The sequence below is a fragment of the Vibrio sp. 970 genome, assembly GCF_033339075.1.
Genome location: NZ_JAWOTW010000319.1, coordinates 1 through 700, shown reverse-complemented (window position 1 = coordinate 700; position 700 = coordinate 1). Strand labels below are relative to the sequence as shown.

1 protein-coding gene is annotated in these 700 nt (G+C 51.6%); it reads right to left on the bottom strand.

Translation table 11 applies throughout. From position 1 onward, the window contains the following. Positions 1 to 603: acyl-CoA dehydrogenase family protein (locus R7Q11_RS26420; RefSeq protein ID WP_225467026.1), on the bottom strand; the 603-nt coding region annotated here is incomplete at its 3' end. Positions 604 to 700: the final 97 nt, after the last annotated feature.

Genomic DNA, 700 nt, shown 5'->3' with positions numbered 1-700 from the left:
GCCCATTTTGGGCTCTTTTCGCCCATAACTGATGCCGTCAGCTTGAGCAGGAACAACAAACGCAGACACACCTTTGGCACCCGCTTCGCCCGTTCGCGCCATCACGACCAAAACATCCGTCTCTCCTGCGCCGGAGATAAATGCTTTACCGCCATTAAACACGTATGTATCGCCTTTTTTGCTCGCGGTTGTGGTCAACGAAGCGGCATCCGACCCCGCATTGGGCTCTGTCAAGCAATACGAACCCAACCATTCTCCGGTGACGAGTTTAGGACAATATTTGGCTCTCACGTCTTCGGTCGCGAAACTCGCCACCATCCAACTCACCATATTGTGGATGGTCATGAAAGCAGTCGTCGACGTGCACCCCATTGAGAGCTGCTCAAAAACAATCGACGCATCCAAACGGCTTAACCCCAAACCACCATGTGCTTCTGGCGTGTAGAGACTAAGAAACCCCAGTTCACCCGCTTCGCGCAACACGTCTTTGGGGAAGATCTGTTTTTCATCCCACTCGGCGGCCATTGGTGCTAAACGCTCTAACGAAAACTGCTGAGCCGTATCGGCAAATGCACGTTGATCTTCATTAAGTTCAAAGTCCATAAAAGCTCCTTGCTGGGTAGTCAGCGCAGTTGAATGGTCAAATTCGGCCCTGTTGGGATGTCATCAGCAAACCATCTCGCCGTTACCGTTTTAGTCT